Annotated in this window: 12 protein-coding genes and 1 tRNA gene; 6 read left to right on the forward strand and 7 right to left on the reverse strand. The window is 61.8% G+C overall.

The features are described from left to right. Positions 1-165: 165 nt before the first annotated feature. The 3 genes from SHEL_RS12890 (at position 166) to SHEL_RS12900 (ending at position 5037) form a co-directional block, all read left to right on the forward strand. Positions 166-1155, forward strand: a complete 990-nt coding sequence (locus tag SHEL_RS12890; protein ID WP_012799720.1) for a CobW family GTP-binding protein — start codon at positions 166-168, stop codon at positions 1153-1155. A gap of 156 nt (positions 1156-1311) precedes the next feature. Further along, positions 1312-2250, forward strand: a complete 939-nt coding sequence (locus tag SHEL_RS12895; protein WP_012799721.1) for a zinc ribbon domain-containing protein — start codon at positions 1312-1314, stop codon at positions 2248-2250. Between the two features lie 27 nt (positions 2251-2277). Continuing rightward, positions 2278-5037: an ABC transporter ATP-binding protein/permease gene (locus SHEL_RS12900; RefSeq protein WP_012799722.1), complete on the forward strand. Its 2760-nt coding sequence runs from the start codon at positions 2278-2280 to the stop codon at positions 5035-5037. A 348-nt stretch (positions 5038-5385) separates the two neighbouring features. Here SHEL_RS12900 and SHEL_RS15695 read toward each other — a convergent pair whose 3' ends face one another. The 6 genes from SHEL_RS15695 to serS form a co-directional block, all read right to left on the reverse strand. Further along, on the reverse strand, positions 5386-7359 hold the full coding sequence (locus SHEL_RS15695; protein WP_012799723.1) for a class I SAM-dependent methyltransferase: 1974 nt from the start codon (positions 7357-7359) through the stop codon (positions 5386-5388). Positions 7360-7362: 3 nt separating this feature from the next. Next, positions 7363-7998, reverse strand: coding sequence for an NUDIX hydrolase (locus SHEL_RS12910; protein WP_012799724.1), 636 nt, complete (start codon positions 7996-7998; stop codon positions 7363-7365). Positions 7999-8072: 74 nt separating this feature from the next. Beyond that, the gene (locus SHEL_RS12915; protein WP_012799725.1) at positions 8073-9275 is read right to left on the reverse strand and encodes an AI-2E family transporter; all 1203 of its coding nucleotides are present in this window, start codon (positions 9273-9275) and stop codon (positions 8073-8075) included. A gap of 135 nt (positions 9276-9410) precedes the next feature. Then, positions 9411-9869 carry a hypothetical protein gene (locus SHEL_RS12920; RefSeq protein WP_012799726.1) on the reverse strand — a complete coding sequence of 153 codons (459 nt, stop codon included), beginning with the start codon at positions 9867-9869 and terminating at the stop codon, positions 9411-9413. Next, entirely contained in the window at positions 9870-11246 is a 1377-nt protein-coding gene (locus tag SHEL_RS12925; protein ID WP_012799727.1) for a prolipoprotein diacylglyceryl transferase, read from the reverse strand. It abuts the gene before it with no gap. Between the two features lie 41 nt (positions 11247-11287). Further along, complete coding sequence (gene serS, locus SHEL_RS12930; RefSeq protein WP_012799728.1) at positions 11288-12574, reverse strand: serine--tRNA ligase; 1287 nt, start codon at positions 12572-12574, stop codon at positions 11288-11290. A 323-nt stretch (positions 12575-12897) separates the two neighbouring features. Here serS and SHEL_RS12935 point away from each other — a divergent pair, with 323 nt between their 5' ends. Next, positions 12898-13098 (forward strand): DUF6724 family protein, encoded by a 201-nt coding sequence (locus SHEL_RS12935; RefSeq protein WP_012799729.1) that lies wholly within the window; start codon positions 12898-12900, stop codon positions 13096-13098. Between the two features lie 89 nt (positions 13099-13187). Here SHEL_RS12935 and SHEL_RS12940 read toward each other — a convergent pair whose 3' ends face one another. After that, on the reverse strand, positions 13188-14075 hold the full coding sequence (locus SHEL_RS12940; protein WP_012799730.1) for a PfkB family carbohydrate kinase: 888 nt from the start codon (positions 14073-14075) through the stop codon (positions 13188-13190). Positions 14076-14299: 224 nt separating this feature from the next. Between SHEL_RS12940 and SHEL_RS12945 the strand changes: the two genes are divergently transcribed. Both SHEL_RS12945 and SHEL_RS12950 read left to right on the forward strand, forming a co-directional pair. Continuing rightward, a tRNA-Leu gene (locus tag SHEL_RS12945) sits at positions 14300-14386 on the forward strand. Between the two features lie 285 nt (positions 14387-14671). After that, positions 14672-15598, forward strand: a complete 927-nt coding sequence (locus tag SHEL_RS12950) for a hypothetical protein (RefSeq protein WP_126513833.1) — start codon at positions 14672-14674, stop codon at positions 15596-15598. The last annotated feature ends 66 nt before the right edge of the window (positions 15599-15664 follow it).

A 15664-nucleotide genomic window follows, 5' to 3' on the forward strand; every position in this document is an offset into this window, starting at 1 on the left:
TGTGTGCAGCGTAGGTTTTGCCCTATTTGCTTACCGCGGTCATTATATCGCCCTCTTCACGTCGGTACCATGGTCAGAAACAGTTACACTGTCAAACATACAGTCAGAAAGGGCACCCCCCCCCCGCTCGGCAGGGCGATGCCGCCCGGCAAAAAGGGGCAGCGCATGGACTCAAACGAAACCCTTCCCGTAAAAATCGACATCATCGGCGGCTATCTGGGCGCCGGTAAAACCACCTTCCTGAACAAGCTCGTCCGCGACGGGTTGGGCGCCTCGCGCGTCGCCATCGTCGAGAACGAGTTCGGACAGGAGCCTGTGGACGATGCCGTGATCGAAAGCCCCGGGTTCTCGATGCGCACGCTGGCGTCGGGTTGCATTTGCTGCTCGCTGAAGGTGGGGTTCATGGACTGCATCGCCGATATCGTCGCCGAGTGCCAGCCTGACCGCATCCTCATCGAACCTACGGGGCTTGCCAGCCCTGCCGAACTGGAGCGGACCTGTCAGCTGGCCATGCGCATGAAGGGACTTGCCCGTCCCGTGCGCGTGAACTCCATGACCGCCATCGTCGATGCCACCGACGCCGTCGAAATGATCGATTTCGAAATCCCCGTCTACATGAGCCAAATCGAACAGGCCCACCTGATCGTGCTGAGCCACACCCAAGAGTTGGATGCCGCGCAGCTTAACGAGGCGGTAGCGGCGATTCGCGAACACGCCAAGCCGCAGGTGCGCATCATAACCGAGCCCTGGGACAGCCTCGATGCGCTTGAGGTGCTGGCCCTTTCGGAACAGGCCTACGCAGACGACCTTGACCATGCGGAAGACGCCGACGACCATGATCACGACCGCGCCCATGACCACGGGCACGGGCACCACCACAGCCACGAAGGCTTCTCTTCCATAGTCCTGAAGCCCCAAGGCGCCTTCGACAGCCAAACCGTCGAACGGCTGAACACCGCCCTGCGCGAACAGGGAACATCCCGGGCGAAGGGCTTTCTGCCCTCCCCCGACGGCGGACTGCTCCATTTCGAATACGTGAACGGACGCAGCACGGCCGAACCGACCCATTACGAAGGCCCCGCCAAGCTCATCGTCATCGGCGCGCACGTCGATGCTGCGGCCCTTGCCTTCGTTGAGGACGCTTCCCGGCTCTAGCCAAGTCCGACAACCCGACTCAATCCACGGAATCATCTGCGCCACCCGGACCATTTCGGTTGCAAATTCCCGCTCTTCTGGGCAAAAGCGGTATCATGAAACGGTCTACGAAACGAGTGACATGCCGCATCATCCGAAATAAGGAGGAAGATCACCATGTTTTGTCCCAAATGCGGAGCCCAATATCCCGACGGCACCCCGTTTTGCGGCGCATGCGGAACCCCGCTCACAGGCGGCACCCAGCAGCAGACCGCATACCAGCCGCCCATCGGTGCGGCGCCCACGCCCCAGAAGAAGCTTCCCGTCATCCCCATCGCCATCGCCGCAGCAGCCATCGCGCTTGTAGCCATCATCGCACTGCTCGTCGTGCCCCGTTGCAGCGGCGGCTCGGCTGCCACCAGCACCGACGTCGATATGGTCGAAGTCGTCAGCGGCGAGGCCGAAGGCGCCCTCGAGAAGTACGAAAGCGCTTCCATCGACACCGGCGACGGCGACATCACGTACCGCTACTCCTCCGCCGACTTCGGCGAATACCTGGACAACCTGATCTCCGATGCCCAATCCGGCGACCTCAGCCCGAACGACATCACCGACATTCTGGATGCCGACCAGGCCGCCGAGTTCGACGGAGAGTGGGTCATGCTCTGCGGCGAAGACAACGGCTGGCTGGTGGACATGGCCAACGAGTCGCTGTCCTATACCTATGATTTCGACGTCCTGTCCGACACCTGGGTCGCCTATGCCACCGTCGTCAACAGCACCGAGCTCACCAACGAGGACATCGCCAAGACCGTCAAGTCCTGCGGATTCAACTACGACCACATCACCGTGTCCGACATGTCCGCTGACGCCCTGGTCAACCTGGCCGACAACGCCAGCGGCGGCTACAGCGATTTCAGCTACGCCATCGACGCACTGACGCTTGAAAACGCGGCGCTGGGCTACTTCCAGCAGGCCAACATGGTCGGCGCCGTGATCGACCTGCAGTGTGAGGACTATTCCATCATTTTGGTGGTTGCTGACAACCCCGAGAACTACACCGAGCTTCTGGGCGACGACGTGGTCGAAAGCATCCAGAACACCTACGTCGAATAACCCGCTTACCGCAAGGCTGACCTGCCCATGTTCGAGCTGCACGACATTTCGAAACGCTATGGTGAAGGCGCCGCCTCGCACCTGGCGCTGGACGGCGTCAGCCTTGCATTCGCCGAGCCCTCGCTGACCTGCATTCTGGGTCCTTCGGGCTGCGGCAAAACCACGCTGCTCAACATCATGGGCGGCCTCGACGGGGACTTCGAAGGCTCCGTCAGCATAAACGGTGTTTCCACCAGCGGTTTTTCCGAAACCATGTGGGACGCGTACCGAAGCACGCAGGTGGGGTTCGTCTTTCAGGAACCCCACCTGATCGACTACCTCACCGTGGCCGAAAACGTCCGCATTGCGCTGGACATGGCCACCGCCCGAAGCGGCGCGGCCGTCGACGCCGACGCCGCCGTGGCCCGCGCCTTGGCCGATGCCGGCATCGGCGAGCTGGGCGATCGTCTGCCCTCGGAGCTTTCCGGCGGCCAGGCCCAACGCGTCGCCATCGCCCGAGCCCTGGTCAAGGAGCCGCGCATCGTTCTTGCCGACGAGCCAACCGGGTCGTTGGACAGCGCCAACAGCGCCGCCATCATGCAGCTTCTGGCCGACATCGCTCACACCCGCTTGGTGGTCGTGGTCACGCATGACCGCGATTCGGCCGAACGCTTCGCCACCCATATAATAGAGATGAACGACGGCAAGGTTGTAAGCCACCGCCGGCTGCGCGCTCAGACGGCTGCAGCCAAAACGACCGCCGCACATGCGCCCCGCGCCAAGGCGAAGTCCGCTTCCGCCGTCTTCGAGCTGGCCCGGCGCCACCTGAAAAACAAGCGGGGCCGCTCGATCATTACCACGCTGGTGGCAAGCATCGGCATTTTATGCATCGTGCTCATGTCCGCCATCAATATCGGCGCCCGCGCGTATATGGACGAAGTGGCAACGAACTCCCTGATCAGCTCACCCATCGAGATTAAAGAGGACGGCACGGCCAATGCCCTGCAGTCGCTGTCCTTCGATACGGGCGGCCTGCTGACCCAAGGCGCCGCCGAAGGCGAGACCCCCACCGCGGTCACAGCCGGCATGCAGGCGCAGATCATGCTGTACGCCGCGCTGGAGAACCGCCAGGAATGCGACCTGAGCTCCTTCATCACGCACCTGGACCTGAGCGAATCGGACATCCGCGACAACGCCTTCGACGTACAGATGCGATATCCCATCGAGCTCAACGTGTACGACCGCAACAACAACCAGATTGTCAAGGCGGGCAAAGCCACCATCCTGCGCAATATCGACCCGTCCACCATCTTCGGCGAGCAGGCCACCGAGATCATCGAGCAGAAGTTGCCCGATCCCGCCAACCTCATGCGCCAGTTCGTCATCAACGACGAGACCGGGGAGACCCCTTACGAGTTGCTGGCCGGCCGATACCCCGAAAGCTACGACGAGCTGGTCATCATCACGGCCCGCGACGGCTCGGTCAGCGATTACTTCATCTACGCGGCCGGCATCGAGGACTATCACACCTTGGTGGACGCAGCCACCGACATCACCATGGGCAACGATTTCGAAATCCCCGAGCAGACCCCGTCCTATAGCTTCGACGACCTGCTGGGCCTGACCTACAAAGTGGTTCCCACCTGCGATTACTATTACAAGGAGAACGGCATCTGGCAAGACGGCCGCAGCCAGAAGGACTTCCGCAAGAAGCTGCTGGCCGACGCCACCGAGCTCACCGTGGTGGGCATCGTCCGCCCCAACGAGGCCATTGACAACGGCACCGAAATTGGCACGTTGGCCTACGACGAGGGGCTCATCCCCTATCTGGTCGACGCCGCCAACGACAGCGAGATCGTCCAAGAGCAGCTGGCCGACCCAGAATACGATGTGCTCACCGGCGAGAGTTTCTCCGCCACCCCGGCCACCGAAGCCCAGCGCGCCGACTTCGAGAACACCAAGCAGGCGCTGCTTGACGCCATGGACCCCGAACTGTTCTCGGACTACAAGCGCCAGCTGATTGAAAGCCTGTCGTATTCCCAGGTCATAGCCCTTAAGCAGCAACTTGGCGGATATATGAACGTCGACGGCAGCCTGAACGTCTCCGAAGGCGACATCCGCCAAATCGCCTCGCTGCCCGACAGCACCTTCGCCGCGTTTCTAGAGCAATACGCGCCGTCGAGCCTGAATGCAGGCTACAAGAAGAACCTGGATGCGTTAGGCGCCGTCGACCTGATGAAGCCCACGGAAATCGACATCTACGCCAAGAGCATGGACGCCAACGACGCCATCCTCGCCGAAATCGAGGAGTACAACGAGCACATGGAGCTCACCGGCGCCAACTCCGCACCGCTGGCCACGTCCAACAGCAACAGCGCCCTGCTGGCCCGAGTGACGTCGGTCACCGGCACCATCGTGCGCGTGCTGGCAGTCCTTATCGTGATTGCCCTGGCCATGAGCATGTTCATGGTGTTCTCGGTGACCTACGTATCGTCCATCGAGCGCCGCCGCGAAATCGGCATCCTGCGTGCCATGGGTTCCACCAGGCGCGATATCGTGCGTCTGTTCGATTACGAGAACCTGGTCATCGGCGCATTCGCAGGCGTGGTAGGCACGATCGTCTCCTTCCTGCTGCAGCCGCTGCTGAACCTGCTCACGTTGTTTTTGACCGCACAGACCGGGCTGTGCCACGTGCCGCTGTGGATCGTTTTTCCCGCAGTGCTGCTGGGCGCGCTGATCGCCGTGCTTGCAGGCCACATCCCCGCGCGCCGCGCCGCCGCCAGCGACCCCGTGGAGCTGCTGCACTAGCGATTCGCGGTTTCAAATCGAGTTTCGTCCGGCGAATCGGGCGCTTTCTGTCGATAAAACCGACTTGGAGGTTTTTTTTCAGAGGCGTTTTTGGACCCTTTTGTCCCCGTTGAAGACCGCCTTGCAGCGGTTTTCGGGAAGATGCCTCATCTTGAAAAGCTGCCGCTTCTATCGTCCCAGGTCAGAGCCTCGTGGTTTTAAACGCTCGCATCAGAGACGATACTTGCAAATTCTATACAAACCTCCAAGTCGGAAAAACGTGCAGAAAGTGGCGGAATCGCCGGATGGAAAGCAAAAACGCCGCCCGAAACCGGACGGCGCTTGCATGATTCAACGGTCTGGACGCGGTTATTCGGCCTGTTCCTCCGGGTCGGCCTGCGCCTCGACTTCCTGAGGCTCGGCCTGTTGCGGCAGAACCTTACTCACCACGTAGCATTTATGGATGCGCGGATTACGCTCGAAGTCGTGCGGGATGGTCTGCGCCGTGATGTCCTTCAGCACGATGCCCTCTTTGGCCAGCGCCTCCACATCCGGCGTGAAGTTGCGCAGGTTGCAACTGAAGATCGCCTTGCCGCCGGGGGTGAGCAGAGCCGCCACGCCGATCAGCAGATTCACGTGATCGCGCTGCACGCTCCAGGTGGTGTCGCCCATGGACTTCGAATTGGAGAACGTGGGCGGGTCCACGAAAATCAGGTCGTAGCGGTTCCCCGTGCCGATTTCGCGCTCGATCCAACGCAGTGCGTCGTACCTCACGAAACGATGGCGGGTGGGGTCGCTGATGTTGTTCAGCTCCATATTGCGCTCGGCCCAGCCCAGATACGTGCGGGACATGTCCACGGTGGTCGTGGTGAGGGCGCCACCCAAAGCCGCATGCACCGTGGCGGTGCCGGTGTAAGCGAACAGGTTCAGGAAGTTGGTGCCCTGCGCCAGTCGGCCCACCAGCTCGCGGGTGATGCGATGGTCCAAAAAGATGCCTGTATCCAGATATCCGCCCAGGTCAACTTCGAAAATGCAGCCGCTTTCGTCGGTATAGACCACACAGCTGTCCTTTTGCTGGTCGGTATACTGACCGCCGCCCTTCTCGTGGCGGCGCGTCTTGGCGAACACGTGGTCCGCAGGCACGCCCATCACCACGGGAGCCAGCGTCATGACGTCGGCGAACCGGGCCGCCGCCTTCTCCTCGCTGACCTCCTTAGGAGCCTGATACTCGGCAATGACCAGGTAGCTTTCGCCTTCGTTCTTCCAAACGCCGTCGTAGCGGTCGATGGCCACGGAGAAATCGGGCAGGTCGGCGTCGTACACGCGGTAGCAGCAGATCTGGTTGTCCTCGGCCCACTTGCGACGCTCCTTGGCCACCTTCTTCAGGCGCGCGGCGAACTGGTCGGCACCGCCGTCGTATACGGCAATCTGTTCCTCGGTGCCCGTCATGGCGTTGGCCACAAGGATGATATTCTCGGGTTCGCCCAGGTCAATCGGCTCGGGCGCAGGTGCGGCATCGCGGAAGTTCCCGCGTGCGGACACGGATTTGCCGCTGCGGTAGGCGCCCTGCCTGTCGCGGGCTCCGCCGCGGTCGCCGGGCTTGCCACGGAAACCGCCGCGGTCGCCGCCAGGACGTCCTCCGCGGAAACCGCCGCGGTCGTTGCGACGCTCCAGCTGGCCGTGGTAGCCCGTGTATTCGCGCTCAGGCTTCTCCTGCTCGGCCGGCTTGCCGCGGTAGCCGCGGTCGTCGCGGTCGGGACGGCCACCCCTGAAGTCGTCGCGCTTGCCCTTGTAGTCACGACGGTCGTTACGGTCGTTGCGGAAGCCGCCACGGTCACCGCGGTCGCTGCGATTGGCGCGATAGCCTCTGGACTCCCCATCGCGGGAACCCTTGTAGCCGTCGCGTTTGCCCTGGTAGTTACGGTCGTTGCGGTTCCCGTCGCGCTCGCTGCGGAAGCCTCCGCGGTCGTTGCCGTCGCTCCTGTAGCCGCCGTCGCGCTTGCCCTTGTAGCCACTGCGGGACTCGCCGTCGGACCTGCCGCGGTAGCCGCCGGAACGACCGCCCCGATTGTCGCCGGGCTTGCCGCTGCGATACCCACCGCGGGAATCTCCGTCGCGGCCGCCCTTGTAGCCGCCGCGGGGACCCCCGTCGCGGCTGCCTTTGTAACCTCCGCGGGACTCTCCGTCTCGGCCTCCGCGATAGCCGCCTCGACCGTCGCCCGAACGCCTGCGGTCGCCGTCGGACTTGCCGCGGTATCCGCCGGAGCGCCCATCGCGGTAGCCGCCGGAACGACCCCTTGACCCGCCGTTCGGCCTGTCGTTGCTACGATTCTCCTGGTCCACGTCTTACTCCTTTGTGAACGGGTTGAACACGACCATGCCAAGCACCAGCTGCACGCGGATAGAAATGGGGTCGCGGTTCTCTTTCAAAAAACGGGCCACGTCTTCACGCGGCAGTTCGAACACATCGATAAACTCGGTGGGCTCCGGCGACGCTTCTCCCACCTTCTCCACCTGCGTGAACACCATGGCGATGCTCTCGTCGCCCATGCCTAAGGACGAATAGGCCGGCTGCTCGAAATACCTCAGCATGACGGGCGTGCCGTCGGCGTTGCGGCTGATGTCGTAGCCGGTCTCCTCGCGCAGCTCGCGGGAGGCGCACTCCACGATGTCTTCGCCCGGTTCCAGCAGGCCCGCCGGGAACTGCACGCAGTCGCGGTTCATGGGGAAGCGGAATTCCCTGGTCATAAGGAAGGCGCCCTCGGCGGTCATGCCGACGATGCACACGGCGTCGCTTTTGGGCTTGTCGGGCGTTTCGGCGACAAGGTTCGCCCCGTACACGTCCGCCTTCTTACGGGACACCGACTCGTAGTCATGCACGCTGCCGTCGGGCATGCGGTAATGCATCACGTATTTGTTGAGCCAGCCGGCGCTGACTTGGTCCATTCCCAAAAACTCGGGGCGCGCCTTGGATTCGGGCATAGCAATGCTCCTCTCGGTACAAACACACTTCGGGGCATTATACCAGCGGCATGGCCCGAACAGCGGTTTTACACCTATTCAGGGTTTATGGCGGCATCGGCGTCCGCAGGGGCAGCCGTCTCCTGCACCGCTTCGGCCGCACCATCCCCAGCGGTCCCGAAGGCCGCTTCGCGCTTTGCCACGTCTTCCTTCAGCACGCGGTAACCGGCAGCAACCAGCGGCACCGCCACCAGCATGCCGAAGATGCCCGACACGGCACCGCCGATGGTGACCGCTGCGAGCACCAGAACGCCCGACAGGCCCACCGACGTGCCGACGACCTTCGGGTAGATGAAGTTGCCCTCGATCTGCTGCAACACGATGATGAACACCAAAAACTCCAGCGACTGCTGCCAGGAGAACGTCAGAATCATGAACGCGCCCACCGCGGCGCCCAAATACGCGCCGACGATGGGGATGAGTGCCGTCAGGCCGATGAGCGCGGCGATCATGGATGCGTACGGCAGTCGCAGAAGCGTCATGCCGATGAAGCACAGCACGCCCAGGATGACCGCCTCGGTGCACTGCCCTACCACGTATTTATGGAACGAATCGTCCAGCAGTTCGGCGAAGCGCGCACCTTGCGCATACCATTCAGGACGCATATAGGCCTTCGCAACGCGCTTGATCTGCGGAACCACGCGGTCGCGGCTGGCCAGAAAATACATTGCGAAAATGATGCCCATGACCCAGATGAGCATGGTGGTGAAGGTGTTGCTCAGCCCGGCGAGCCAGCCGGCAATACCCGACTGCAGCGCCGCCGTCACGTCCGCCAGCACGGTGTTCCAGTCGAGTTCTTTCATGTAGTCGACGACCGACGCGGGGATCAGCGCCACCAGAGACTCGTTGGACAAAAGATTGTTGACCGCTGCGGGCGCGCTCTGGACCAGCGTGTTTATGGCTCCGACGAACTGCGGCACCACCAGCACCATGATGGCGCCCACGATGCCGACGATGGTGATGATGGCGCCGCCCATGCACACGGGCCGCTCGAGCCTCTTCGCCAAGGCGCCGCTGAAGCATCTGCCGTAATGCCGCTCGTAGAACGACATGAGGATGTTGATGATGTACGCCAGCGCGGCACCGATGATGATCGGCTCCGCCGCGTTGATGAGCACCGCGCACATGGTCGCGACCATGGGCCAGTAGGTGATGGCCAAATACACGATGAAAACGGTGACACCGATTCGCAGGCAGGTGCGCCAAAGCGGGAAGACCGTTTCGTTTTCTTGCGTCATCTGGGTTCCTATCCGATAGTCATATTTGGGAATTGCACGTGGGACACGCGCACCATTATAACCACGTCCCGGCAAAAGCCGACGCTGCTGCGACAAGTGGCGAACTCGTGTTGCATTTGATCACGCGCGTCGGCGCTATGCCAGCAGGATGCAGTTCAGGCACCGTATGGCGTCGCGAAACGCCCGCAATGCGGCGCGGTCGTCCAGATAGCTGACCTCCACGCGGGCCGTAAGCGCGTCGCGGTCGGTCCAGCGGGTGGCTCCCAGGAACTTTCCCGACGTCACGCCCTGCTCGGCAAGTTCGTCGGGAATGCCCACCTCGGCATGATGGGCCACCTGGTCTTCGATCACCATGTGTTCCAGCAGATGCGGAAGCGACGTGTGGTCGGCCACCGCAGCGAACGTCGGGCCCACGTCGTTGATGCAGGCATGTTGCATCAGGCGCGGATACCGCTTGAGCACCTCTTCGAGCAGCTGCGGCGTGGTGATTGCGAACCGCGCGTGCGTGACCCGCACGTTGGCGATGATCCGCTCGGGTCGGACGATGTAACCCTCGACAACGATAACGGCATGATCAGGAGAAACTTCTACCATTTATGCCCCCGTTCCCGGTTGTATGGCGTTTCCGCCGATGGTCAGTTCTTTGTCACCCGATTCTACGGCTTCCCCGTTGGCCTCCAGGTAGGAGTCCTTCGACTTCGCTGGCTTCTCAGGCTCAGGCTCGCTTGAGGCCTCGGGCTCGGCCTGCCCTTCCTCAGGTGCGGAAGCCTCCTCCGACGGGGCCTCAGCAGGCTCCTCGACGGCAGGCTCCTCATAAACGTCCTCTTCGACGTACTCTTCCTCGGTGTATTCTTCGGTGTACTCCTCCGATTCGGCCAGCTCCTCGTCATACGCCTCTTCGTCGTATGCGGCCTCGTCGTCCGTCGTTTCGGAGGACTGCTCGTCTTCCGCCTCCGCAGGCTGGCCCCTCAGCTCGGGCTTCGTGTCCGTGTCGTCCGAAATCCGCACCAGTGTGAGAACGGTTCCGCCCTGGGCGTTGTCCCCTTCGTAAATCTTCAGGGTGTTGCGGTCCTCGGAGAACTCGTACCGACCGCCGCCGGTTTTATCCTCGAAGGTGTACGTGATGGTCTTCTTCCACGTGTCCATCTCGTAGTTGTAGAACAGGTTGTTGGGCATGCGCACGGCCTCGCCGTCGAAAACCACCGTCATGGTGTTGTTCTCGGTACGCCACGTGCCCTGGATGTCCAGCTCGTCGTCGTAGCGGAAGAACGTCTGCCAGGCCATGATCAGACCCACCACGGCAGCCACGATGACGAACCCGGCCACAATGGCGAACGCCATCTTGACCGTGTCGATGGACCCCTCCGTAAGCGGCGCCCGCTCGGCTGGACGGCGGTCCTCCGCCACGCGCCCCTTGAACGGCTTGCGCTTGGTCGGCTTGTGGGGCTCTTCCACGTCGAAGTCGTCCGACGCGCCCTCGTCGACGGCACCTTCGGCATCCGATCCCGCCTCGGCCTCGGCCTCGGATTCGTCCGCGGCCCCTTTCCCGCCCTTGAGGAACGTGAAAATCGACTTCTTCTTCGTGGCCTCATCGGCGACCTCTACCGATTCGGAAGAACCGTCGTCGGAGGACGCCCCTTCATCACCTGCAGAAGCTTCCTCAGGCGCAGGCTCCGCCTTGTGGACCGAGGCGCGGCGCTTGCCCTTGACCGAACGCTTCTTGACGGTCTTCTTCGGCTCGTCGGAAGACGCCGTTTCCGTCACGACGGACTCGGGTTCGCCTGCGGACGCCTCGTCGACGGCAAGGTCCGCAGCCTTGGGCGCAACGTCGGAAGCCGCCTGGTCGGCAGGCGGTTCAGCGGCTTCGGGCGCAACAACGGAAGCCGCCGTCTGTTCGACGGCTTCCTGTTTGACGGGTGCGGATGCGCGCTTCTTGCCCTTGACGGAGCGGCGCTTGGGAGTATCAGCCATAGGAGTGCGTTTCAGTGGTTCGTTCGGCTCGGATTATTCGATTACAGCTGGTCAGCAGCGATGACTTCGACGCCGCCCATGTAGGGAACCAGCACGTCGGGCACCTTGATGGAGCCGTCGGCCTGCTGGTAGTTCTCCATGACGGCAGCCATCGTACGGCCCACAGCCAAGCCGGAGCCGTTGAGCGTGTAGACGTAACGCGTGCCCTTGAACTTGTTGGGGTCGCGGTACCTGATGTTGGCGCGGCGTGCCTGGAAGTCGGTGCAGCAGGAGCAGGAGCTGATCTCCTTGTAGGCGTCGTAGCTGGGCAGCCACACTTCCAAGTCATAGGTCTTGGCGGCGGAGAATCCCAGGTCGCCGGTGCACAGCGAGATGACGCGATAAGGCAGACCCAGCAGCTGCAGGATGTTCTCCGCGTCTTCGACCATGAGCTCGAGCTGGTTGAAGCCATCCTCGGGGGTGGCGAATTTGACCATTTCGACCTTGTCGAACTGGTGTACGCGAATCAGGCCGCGGGTGTCGCGCCCGGCGCTGCCGGCCTCCTCGCGGAAGCAGGCGGTGTAGCCGCAGTACTTCAGCGGCAGCTGGCTTGCCTCGAGCACGTCGCCGGCGTGGATATTGGTGAGCTGGACCTCGGCCGTGGGGATGAGGTACAGGCCCTCGGTGGTGTGGAACAGGTCTTCTTCGAACTTAGGCAGCTGGCCCGTACCGTACAGGGTGTTCCCGTTCGCCATGACCGGGCACCACCATTCCTTGTAGCCGCGGGAACCGTGCGTGTCAGCCATGAAGTTGATCAGCGCGCGCTCCAGACGGGCGCCCAGGCCGCCCAGCAGCACGAAGCGGGAGCCGGCCAGTTTGGTGGCGCGCTCGCTGTCGATGATGTTGAGGTCGGCACCCAGATCCCAGTGGGCCTTGAATTCAAAGTCGAACTTGCGGGGAGTGCCCCAGCGACGGACCTCGGGGTTCTCGGTTTCATCCTTGCCGACGGGCGTGGACTCATGCGGAATATTGGGGATGCGGCACAGCATCTCGTTCAGGGCGGTTTCGGCTTCGGAACGCTTCGCGGACACCTCGGCGATCTTCTCGTTCAGCGCACGGACCTCTTCCTTGGAGGCTTCGGCCTCGTCCGCCTTGCCTTCGCGCATCAGCGCGCCGATCTGCTTGGACGCGGTGTTGCGCTTCGCCTGCATGGCCTCTTCGTCGGCGATGTATGAACGGCGGGATTCGTCCAGCTCATTGAACTTATCGACGTCCCAGGAACCGTTGCGGTTCTTCATGGCCTGGGTAATGACGTCTTGGTTTTCACGAACGAACTTGATGTCCAGCATTTCATACTCCAATCTTTAGGTGTTCGAACGAGTATACCGCAGCAAGGCAGGGCTTGCGCCACTCAGAACGCTCACACCACACCCTTTTCAAGCGAACGAGCCGACAATGCCGTTTCAAGCCACTCCCGTTGCATAAAACGGCTCCATATCTGCAAGAGCGCATCGCCACCGGCGCTTGCCTAGCTTTCCGTCCCGTAGCCCGCGCCAACCGTCACGCTGCTTTGATGGATTGCTTGTCAATCGAGCCGTTCAATGGATAGAATAGCCATTGCTTCAAATGCGGCTATCGCGGATAACCCGCGTGCAATACGGAAAGAGGACCCATGGACTTCATGGCTATATACCACTTCATCTTCGAGACCTATTACGGCATCGGCATCCTCGTTGCCTCGGGCCTGGTTCTCAGCCTCATCATCAGCATCATTCTCGAGCACAAGACCCGCAAGACCTACGTCGACCGCGGGCCGCGCGACGATGACGATGATTGGAGCTTTTTCGACGACGATGACGAGGAAGAGGAATAACCCCCTCGCGCTTCGCCGCACCGCAAAACACGTCGGGCCGTCCCCTAGGGGCGGCCCTTTCCGTATATATGGGGAAAATGCCTGGTCGGCTATGCGGTAAGCAGACCCGCCACGGCGCCCAGCAGAGGCTCGAAGCTCACGCCGCGCTCCTTGAAGTGGGGCTGCTTGGCCGACACCAGCATGGCGTCGTGGGTCAGACGTCCTGCGAACAGGACGGCTTCGGCGAAGGTGCGGCCCGCCATGATGCCCGCCAGCAAGGCGCTTGCGTACAGGTCGCCCGTGCCGTGCAGCATATACGGGACGTATTCGTTGCTTGCTTCGAAAGGCTCCACGTCCACGCCGCCGATGAAGTTGCGGATCAGCCCGTCGCCGCGCTGCACGCCCTTGAGCACCACATACTTGGCGCCCCGCTCCACCAGTGCGTCGATGATGCGGTACGCTTCTTCATCAGGGATGTTGACGCCAGCCCAATCATCCCCGATGGGTTCGCCCAGAATGATGGCGGCTTCGGTCAGGTTCGGCGTGAGGATGTCGGCGTCGGCAGCCAGATCGGCCATGGCCTGGCACAGCTCCGGCGTGTAGGTGGGATACACCTTGCCGTGGTCCGCCATGACAGGGTCGACCACCTTGAGCGCATCGGGATAGGTGGCGTAGATGTCACGGATGATGTCTACCTGCTCGGGCGAGCCGAGGAACCCGGAGTAGACGGCATCGATTTCCACGCCGATGCCTTTCCAGGCGTTCAGGTAGTCGTTCAGGATGTCTGTCGTGTCATGCATGTACCAGCCCGGAAAAGCGGTGTGGCTGGAGAACAGACCCGTCGGCACGGGACACACATCGCATCCGGCGGCGGACAGCACCGGAATTGCCACGCCGAGAGAGCATTTGCCGTAGCCGCACAGATCATGCACGGCCGCGATGCGAGGAATGTATGCTCCGTCGCGTTTGTACAGGACTTTCTCTGTTGCTTTCTCCACGATGAACCACCTCTCATTAGTTCGGATTGCTTGGCTTTATATATGATTGTACTATAGTATCTATTAAAATATGCAAGGTTCATTACCCTTTTAACATACCATATTAGTAGGTTTTTCAAATCTACAGAATGGCCCGCAGCAGAAAATATTTTCTCGAATTTTGAAAAATCTGCTTGCATATCGGGAACAAGTGGAGTAACGTACATTCTCGCTTCACAGCACATGCGGGTGTGGCGGAATTGGCAGACGCGTACGGTTCAGGTCCGTATGGGGGCAACCCCGTGAAGGTTCAAGTCCTTTCACCCGCACCATTCAAACATAGAGCTCAGCCTTGACGGCTGGGCTTTTTTCATATCCTGACGCTTCGGCGTCTCCCCTTTGCAACATATCAGGCGCAGTTCAGGCCCCCGAAGCGGGCTTTGGCCATCCGTGCCCTCGGCCCGCATGCGGGTCTTGGGCAAACCATGCCTCGAACCGTCTCCGGCAGGATCATGTCCGTCCAATCCGGCCGAGGCCTGCCTGAGCACACCCATCATCCCTTCGGCATTCGCGCAGAACCGTCCTGCGCCATCATCCGTATTCTGACAGGAGGCATTATGAACGAATCGATGTACCCTTCCGGGCCCCGTACCGACAACCCCGCCGACCAGGAGCGGTTCTACAGCAGAACGTGGTTCGTCGTGCTCATGCTTATCGTGTTCCCGCCTGTCGGCATACCTCTGGCCTGGGTTTTCTCGAAACCTGGCAGCAAGGGCGGGCGCATCGCGCTTACCGTGCTTTCGGCATGCATCCTGGCCGGTGCGCTGGCTGGCGGAAGCGGCGCCGAGAAGTCCGGGCAGTCCGCGGAAACAGCGCAGCCGCCGGCCGCCGTCGAGCAGGAAGTTCCCATCGACCGCACCCCTGCGCCGCAACCGAATGCCGCCGAAACGCCCGAAGAGCCCGCGCCCGTGCTTGAATCCATTGACGCAGCGTACACGGGCAGCACCGAGGAAGGCACCGTGGTGACCGACGCCGATTTCGAGGTGACCGGCACCTATTCCGATGGAAGCGCAGGCAACGTGGCCGATTTCACGCTGGACGCCGAACCCACCCTTGCCGCAGGCGAAACCACTACGGTCACGATCGAGGCCGAAGGCGTGAGCTGTTCGGTGGACATCGCCTGTACGACCGTTACGAAAGACCAGTTCATCGAGGACTGCAGCACGGTGACCTACGAAGATCTGGCCCGCAACGAAAGCGACTGGACAGGAGAGAACGTTTGCGTTTACGGCCAGGTCATACAAGTAACAGAAGATGCTGAAAACACCATGTACCGCGTGTCCATCTCCCCCACCGACTACGGTGGATGGGACGACCCGGTCATCGTGCTTATCGACAACGCCGATTTGGAAGACCGCGTATTGGAAGACGACATCGTGACGGTGTACGGCGTGTCCACGGGGCTTTACACCTATACCACCGTGCTCGGCGCGTCGCAGACCGTGCCATCGATCTTGGCGAGCTACATCGACATCGACGGGTAGCCGCACGATTGCAGCCCCATCTTGGTACGCCCCGGTGCCGGCCGAAGTCGTCGGCACCTGAGGCCG

The sequence above is a fragment of the Slackia heliotrinireducens DSM 20476 genome, assembly GCF_000023885.1.
Lineage (GTDB): Bacteria > Actinomycetota > Coriobacteriia > Coriobacteriales > Eggerthellaceae > Slackia > Slackia heliotrinireducens.